This is a genomic window from Streptomyces spongiae (assembly GCF_009377185.1).
Lineage (GTDB): Bacteria > Actinomycetota > Actinomycetes > Streptomycetales > Streptomycetaceae > Streptomyces > Streptomyces spongiae.
Genome location: NZ_VJZC01000010.1, coordinates 1 through 4,593, shown reverse-complemented (window position 1 = coordinate 4,593; position 4,593 = coordinate 1). Strand labels below are relative to the sequence as shown.

Sequence of the window (4,593 nt, the reverse complement as noted above, 5' to 3'; positions counted from 1 at the left end):
ACCCGGCCCTGGAAGACACGGTGCGCACCAATTTTTGATTTGGGGGACTACGAGACGGCGTGCTTCGCCGCGATGAAGGCGGTCGTGGCCGCGGTCCGGGACGCCTCCGGACTCGACAACGCGCTGGTCGGTGTGAACCTGATGCGCGCGGCGTTCCAGCCACATCAGAACGGCAAGGTCGGCGGGCCGCTCGCCGACGCCGGAGCCGAGGGCGGTGAGCAGGAGGCCGCTTCCGTGCTGTTCGCCGACGCCATGGGCGCGTACATCCTGCTGCCCGTCCCGGCGGACGCCAGAAGTAAGTCGGACGTCCAGGACGCTTGACTTACTTCTGGTCGATGGGCGAACGTGACGAACGCCGACGCCTGGCACGAGCACAGCCGACACTTCGAGCGAAGAGGCCCCATGGCACCCCTCACCAACCGGACCGTTCTGATCGTCGGTGCCTCATCGGGCATCGGCGCCGAGGTGGCGCGGCAACTCGCCCACAGCGGCAACCGGTTCGTCCTCACGGCACGGCGCGCACCCAAGCTGGCCGCAGTGGCGGAGGAAGTGCGCGCGGCGGGCAGCGACTGCCTGGACATCGCCGCCGACGCCCTGGACCCGTCGGCAGCCGAAGAGGTGGTGGCGGCCGCCGAGGCTGAGTTCGGGACGATCGACATCGCCCTGCTCAACGCCGGCCAGGGACCGGACATGTCCATGGACCGGGTGAGCGTGACGGACGTCTCCCGGATCATGGCGCTCAACTACGACGTCGTCGTCAACTACCTCGTCCCGCTGATCGCCCGAATGGGCGGCCAGCGGGACGGAGGACTGATCGCCCACACCAACTCCCTGGCCGGGCTCATGGGCATCCCCCGTCAGGGCCCGTACTCGGCGGCGAAGGCGGCCTCACGCACACTCATCGATGCCGCACGGGTCGAACTGGCCCCCAAGAACATCCGTTTCACCTCGATCCACCCGGGCTTCGTCGACACCGCGCGCATCAGCGAGGACGGCCTGCCCAAGCCCTTCCAGATCAGCAAGAAGCAGGCGGCACGCAACGTCATCCGCGCGCTGGAGCGGGAACCCGCACAGGCCTACTTCCCCTGGCCCACCGCAGCACTGGTCCGTACGCTGCGTGTACTGCCCACACCGGTCTCCTCCCTGGTGCTTCGGAAACTCGCGTCCCGTCACTAGCCTCGTGCTCCCCTCGGGGAATCAGTCCGAGCCGCCGACGAGCACGATCTCCAGGGTGCGTGGGCCGTACACCCCCTCCACCCGGTCAAGTTCGATGCCGCTGGTGGCGGACGGGCCGGAGATCCAGGGCAACGGGCGGGCCCGGTCGAGGAGTTCGAGGGCCTGGGAGACCGACGACACGACCTGGTCCGGGACGCGGACGACACAGATGTGGTGGTCGGGCACGAGGGTGATCCGACGGCGGCCCGGGCGGGACCAGCACGGTCTGTGCCCCGCTCGGCCAGGAGCCGCGTGAGCAACTCGGGCAACTCCTCGTCCGTGCAGCGGTGCACGATCGCCCGGCGGTATCTCCGGACCGCCTCCGGACCCGCCGGTTCCAAGCTACCGGGCATCACCTGCGGAGATGGGCAACCTCCGTATCCAGCAGCGGAGTGGGACGCCGAATACGGGTGTGCTGGTCTGTTTGAAGCGAATTCGAGCAATCAGTCGTCGTCTTCGGTCGAACCGGCCTCGCCGGTGGAACCGTTCTCCCTGCAGTCCCCCGAGCACGTCGAGAGGTCACACGCGCTCATCAGCGCTTCGGTGATCGACAGGCTCGGGAGGGCGGCCGCCCAGTCGGCCCGCACGGAACTGTGCGACCTCGTCCAACACCTGTGGTTCTGAGGACGAGGGCCCGGTTGCGGCGGGGGCCGGGGATCCCGGCCCCCGCCGCGGGCGCCTGTCAGGGGGCGCCGTTCTCCAGCCGGGAGAAGCGCCGCTCCAGTTCGACGAGGAAGCCCTCGCCGTCGGGCAGCATCATCCCGACCGAACGTACCGTGGTGTCTCCGTGCGAGGCCGCCGATCCGGAGTCGATGAAGGCGGCGGCCTCCGGGATCCGTTCGACGAGCAGGTCCTTGAAGACGCGTGCGGCTTCGCTCCGATCCATCAGGTCCACCACGGTCATGTCCAGGGACAGCGGCTGCAGTTCGGCCTCGCCGGAGGAGAAGGGCACGGTCCAGGTGTGCCGGCCCGAACCGACGAGGAGCGGGGCGGCGCCGTCCGAGCCGGGCAGGACGACCTCGGCCGTGGTGTTCGGCGGCACCAGCGTCTCGACGGTGAGTTCCCCGGCGGCCAGGGACCAGGAGACCTCCGCCCGCCCGTACGGGGTCCGCAGCGCGGCCCGCGCGTGCGTCAGGCCGCCACCGGGCCGGGGCTCGACGCGAAGGCGCCGGTAGCCGGGGGCGGCGGGGGCGAGGCCGGCGACGGTGCGGTGCAGCCAGTCCGCGACCGCGCCCAGCGCGTAGTGGTTGAACGAGGTCATGCCGCTCGGGTTCACCGTACCGTCGGGCAGGAGGCTGTCCCAGCGCTCCCAGATCGTCGTCGCGCCCTGGGTGACGGGGTAGAGCCAGGACGGGCACTCCTGCTGGAGCAGCAGGCGGTACGCGGTGTCGAGGTGGCCGCTGAGGGTCAGGGCGTCGCAGATCAGCGGGGTGCCGACGAAGCCGGTGGCGATCTTGTAGCCGTTGGCGCGGACCAGTTGGGCGAGCCGCCGGCCGGCGTGGGCACGCTGGGTGTCGGACGCGAGCAGGTCGAAACAGAGGGCGAGGGCGTACGCAGTCGGGGCGTCGGCCATCATGCGGCCCGCGCCGGTGACGTACTCCGCCTGGAACGCGGCCCGGGTCTCGTCGGCGAGCGTGCGGTAGCGGGCGGCGTCCTCGGCGTGGCCCAGGATCTCCGCGGCGCGGGCGAGGAGGTCCGCGGAGCGCGCATGGTAGGCGGTGGCGACCAGTTCGCCCGGGGTGGCCGCCGCGTCGGGCCGCCCGGCCGGTGCCGTCGGGTCGAGCCAGTCGCCGAACTGGAACCCGGTGTCCCAGAGCCGTGAGTCGCCCGCGAGCGAGGCCACATGGTCCACCCAGGCCCGCATCGAGTCGTACTGGGCGGCCAGGATGCCGGTGTCGCCGTAGCGCTCGTACAGCGCCCAGGGCACGAACACGGCGGCGTCGCCCCAGGCCGCGGTGGCGCTGTCGAGGCCGATGGCCACCTTGGGCACCACGGCGGGGACCACCCCGTCCTCGGCCTGCTCGGTGGCGAGGTCGGCGAGCCAGGAGGCGAGGAAGCCGGCGCTGTCGTAGAGATAGGCGGCGGTGGGTGAGAAGACCTGGATGTCACCGGTCCAGCCGAGGCGCTCGTCGCGCTGCGGGCAGTCGGTGGGCAGATCGAGGAAGTTGCCGCGCATGCTCCACACCACGTTCTCGTGCAGGCGGTCGAGCAGCGTGTCGGAGGAGTCGAAGGTGCCCGTGCGCTCCAGGTCGGAGTGGAGCACGACGGCGCGTACGGTCATGGGGTCGAAGTCGTCCGGCTGCCCGGTGATCTCGGCGTAGCGGAAGCCGTGGAAGGTGAAGCGGGGCTCGAAGGTCTCGGCTTCCTCGCCGCACAGGGTGTAGGAGTCGATCGCGGCGGCGGTGCGCAGCGGTGCGGTGCACAGCTCTCCCTCCTGCAGGACCTCCGCGTGGCGCAGCGTGAGGGTCCGTCCGGCCTCGCCGGAGACGGTCAGGCGCAGGCGGCCGACGAGGTTCTGGCCGAAGTCGAGGATCGTCCGGCCGGAGGGGGAGGTGATGACCTCGCGGGGGGCGAGTTCCTCGACGCGGCGTACCGGCGGGCCGTCGGGCGCGACCAGCGTGCCCAGGTCGCGCGGGACGGTGCGGACGCCGCGCCATCCGGAGTCGTCGTGTTCCGGTTCGGACCAGCCGGCGCGCTCCAGCCGGGCGTCGTAGGTCTCGCCGTCGTAGAGGCTGGAGGCGAGGACCGGGCCGGTGGCGGACCGCCAGGTGTCGTCCGTGGTGACGCGCTCGGTCGTGCCGTCCGTGTACTCGACCTCCAGCTGGGCCAGGAAGGCGAGCCGGTCGCCGTAGAGGGCGCGGGTCTTGCCGTCGAAACCGATGCGTCCCCGGAACCATCCCTCGCCCAGCACCGCGCCGAGGGCGTTACGGCCGGGCCGCAGCAGGTCGGTGACGTCGTAGGTCTGGTAGCGCAGGCGCTTGTCGTACGCCGTCCAGCCGGGCGCCAGCACGTCGTCGCCGACCCGGACGCCGTTGATCTCCGCCTCGTACACGCCCAGGGCGGTGGCATACAGCCGGGCGGCGCGCACCGGCCCGCGCAGTGCGAACGCGCGGCGCAGGAACGGGGAGGGCTGGTCGGCCTGGACGTCCTCGTCCCAGTCGGGCGAGACGAAGACGGCCGACCAGTCCTCCGGCGTGGTGAGTCCGACCTCGACTCGACCGGGTTCGCTCCACGCGGAGAACTGTCTGTCGACACCGGCGACCCGGACCCGGACGGTCTTGCGGGCGCGTGCGGGCAGGTCGTCGAACGGCCAGGGCACGAGGACGGAGTCGGCCGAGGTCTTCTGCACGGCGCCCACGGTCCGCCCGTCGGCGTCGC

The 4,593-nt window shown here is 71.5% G+C and carries 4 protein-coding genes and 1 pseudogene; 3 read left to right on the top strand and 2 right to left on the bottom strand.

The window, feature by feature from the left end:
• Both FNH08_RS03180 and FNH08_RS03175 read left to right on the top strand, forming a co-directional pair.
• The coding region (locus FNH08_RS03180) for a TIGR02391 family protein (protein WP_194238348.1) at window positions 1-321 on the top strand (321 nt) is incomplete at its 5' end.
• An 81-nt stretch (window positions 322-402) separates the two neighbouring features.
• The gene (locus FNH08_RS03175) at window positions 403-1,176 is read left to right on the top strand and encodes an SDR family NAD(P)-dependent oxidoreductase (RefSeq protein WP_152769689.1); all 774 of its coding nucleotides are present in this window, start codon (window positions 403-405) and stop codon (window positions 1,174-1,176) included.
• Window positions 1,177-1,197: 21 nt separating this feature from the next.
• Here the strand turns inward: FNH08_RS03175 and FNH08_RS03170 are convergent.
• Window positions 1,198-1,517 (bottom strand): annotated as a pseudogene (locus FNH08_RS03170) (LUD domain-containing protein); the annotation flags it as partial.
• A 175-nt stretch (window positions 1,518-1,692) separates the two neighbouring features.
• On the opposite strand from FNH08_RS03170, the gene FNH08_RS51540 reads away from it, so the two are divergent.
• Complete coding sequence (locus FNH08_RS51540; protein ID WP_228033847.1) at window positions 1,693-1,839, top strand: hypothetical protein; 147 nt, start codon at window positions 1,693-1,695, stop codon at window positions 1,837-1,839.
• A gap of 58 nt (window positions 1,840-1,897) precedes the next feature.
• Here the strand turns inward: FNH08_RS51540 and FNH08_RS03165 are convergent.
• On the bottom strand, window positions 1,898-4,593 hold a 2,696-nt coding region (locus FNH08_RS03165), incomplete at its 5' end, for a glycoside hydrolase family 78 protein (RefSeq protein ID WP_152769688.1).

Excerpts from the sequence above, each read along its gene's own strand:
- FNH08_RS03175 (WP_152769689.1), top strand. The coding sequence starts at position 403 with ATGGCACCCCTCACCAACCGGACCGTTCTGATCGTCGGTGCCTCATCG.